At 55.9% G+C, this 1615-nt stretch carries 3 protein-coding genes and 1 pseudogene; 2 read left to right on the forward strand and 2 right to left on the reverse strand.

Features of this window, described 5'->3' with window-relative positions:
• Together OK142_RS25180 and OK142_RS25185 are read left to right on the forward strand one after the other, a co-directional pair.
• On the forward strand, window positions 1-140 hold a 140-nt coding region (locus OK142_RS25180; RefSeq protein WP_498685722.1), incomplete at its 5' end, for a L,D-transpeptidase.
• Window positions 141-426: 286 nt separating this feature from the next.
• Window positions 427-620, forward strand: a pseudogene (locus tag OK142_RS25185) (IS110 family RNA-guided transposase); the annotation flags it as partial.
• Between the two features lie 222 nt (window positions 621-842).
• Here the strand turns inward: OK142_RS25185 and OK142_RS25190 are convergent.
• Window positions 843-1028 (reverse strand): hypothetical protein, encoded by a 186-nt coding sequence (locus OK142_RS25190; protein WP_038595179.1) that lies wholly within the window; start codon window positions 1026-1028, stop codon window positions 843-845.
• Window positions 1029-1100: 72 nt separating this feature from the next.
• Window positions 1101-1376 (reverse strand): hypothetical protein, encoded by a 276-nt coding sequence (locus OK142_RS25195; protein WP_225246955.1) that lies wholly within the window; start codon window positions 1374-1376, stop codon window positions 1101-1103.
• Window positions 1377-1615 lie beyond the last annotated feature (239 nt).

The raw sequence follows: 1615 nt of genomic DNA on the forward strand, positions 1-1615 counted from the left end.
CCTACGGCATTCACGGCACGCCAGTACCGGAGCTGATCGGCAAGGTCGGATCGCATGGATGTGTTCGGCTGGCCAACTGGGACGTCGAGGAACTGGCCGGCATGGTCAAGCCGGGCGTCGTGGTCGAATTTATCGAGTAGGTGCGGCGCACCCCCATTTGAAGACGGTCGAGGCATGAGGCGGGCCCCTAAGCCGATGCCCTTTACAAAAAGGAGAGCGTGTGGCGATCAGGCGGCGGATCTTCTCCTCCGACGAATGGTGCTTGCGCGTCGCGCGGCGGATATCCTTGATCGTCTTCTCGGCCGCCGATGTCTGTGGCACGGTTTTCTGTCTCATCTTCGCTTCCTTTGATAGAGCTACGATGAGCCGAAAATGCTCTCTTCTCAATTAAAACACTTCTGTCTCAAAGGCGCTGATCCGGGACACCTGTTCGAAGCCGCAGCCGTGTTACTACATCGGACAAAGAAATGGTGCTCGCTGAAGGCTTGGGATTGAGGCTGGCCAAGCGCAGCGGGATGAAAAAGGCGCAGGTCGCCGTAGCTCGTAAGCTCGCTGTCATCCTTCACTGCATTTGGGTCGACGGTACGACCTTCGAATGGAGCGCCGGAAAAGAAACATAGGATTCTATAATTTGTAGGCCCGAGCGGGCCTGCAAAATCCCCGCCGGGACGGTGGTTGCAGTGACTTCGTTGATTAGGCTGAAAACGGCTACGCCGTATTCCGTTCCATACGTTGAAGCACTGGACCCGAACATGATCGTGAGGCGAAAACCTCGACAAGGACCATGACCCCGGCAAGGACGGAGCAGGTGCTTGACAAGCATCCGCAATTAAAGGGCCTAATCACAGTGCCGCCTGCTCGGGGCTGTCGTGCCTCAGAAGCAAGAACTCTTCAACGCGCAATATCGTCTCATGTCCACCAGACGCGGCGTTTGCCTTGTGACGCACAACGGCCACACCGTCTTGTCGTTTCCCAACGAACCAGCTGTCGCCGTTCGAACTTGTAGCAAACTGCTTGAAGTCTGTCATGTTCAGTGCCCCTCTTCGTTCTCTAAAGTCGCCCCCGGAATGCGCTGGAACTGAAACCGTAAGAGTGCGAAATCATGCCCGGTCGAAGGTAAATGATGTCAGCAAGGTCGTGACGAAATTGCTGGCCTTTTCCTTGACGAGCAGCTCTGTCCACGCGTCTGTTCCCCGAAATCTCAGGTCAGTCTGGATACTGTCAACAGCTGCGGCCTCAATGCGTTCAAGATGTTCTTTGAACTGCGCCTCGCCTTCGCCGCGATAAAGATCGCGAATAACCATCCTCAGGATTTCCTGGACGGCAATCTGCCAGGCGGTGTTAATGGTGTTCAACTCACTTGTCGTCGATGACATTGGTCTTCCTTTGCTAATTCAAGTGCCCTCGTCATTGTTGACCAAGGGCTCTTACGGCTGGACTGGAAACTGGTGCCAATGCGATCCGAATGCGCTCAGTCGGTCGCGAGAGTGGGTGGCGTCTGAACCGCACCGGGTTTGCCGGAGGCCATTTCGTTTAAGTTATGCGGCCACGGCCGGTGCGTCCAGCATGGCGTAATATCGTTCTTCGGCTTCGGCTGGCGGTATGTTGCCGATGG

The sequence above is a fragment of the Agrobacterium sp. BT-220-3 genome (genome assembly GCF_025910175.1).
GTDB lineage: Bacteria > Pseudomonadota > Alphaproteobacteria > Rhizobiales > Rhizobiaceae > Agrobacterium > Agrobacterium oryzihabitans.